We start from the raw sequence: 250 nt of genomic DNA, 5'->3' as shown, positions 1-250 counted from the left end.
CCGGAGTACCGCCGACGATAACCTTCGTCACACCGAAGACGACACCGACGAACAGGCCAAAGGGCCAGCATTCGCGAACACCCTTACGGCCGTCCATGATCGCCAGCATGAGGAAGGGGACGACGAGACAGCGCACCGCGCAAACGCGGGCGGTAACCGGGGCTACCATCGCGACGTCCAAGCCACCGGTCTTGGCAGCCATGAGAACCGGCAGGCCGACGGCTCCGAACGCCACCGGGACGGTATTAGC

At 64.8% G+C, this 250-nt stretch carries 1 protein-coding gene; it reads right to left on the bottom strand.

Annotated elements, in window-relative coordinates:
- On the bottom strand, positions 1-250 hold a 250-nt coding region (locus AC0IXA_RS27880; protein WP_471814975.1), incomplete at both ends, for an L-lactate permease.

It is taken from the genome of Pseudomonas sp. AC083 (assembly GCF_979253165.1).
The sequence above is the reverse complement of the archived record's forward strand: the minus strand, read 5'-3'. Positions and strand labels throughout refer to the sequence as shown.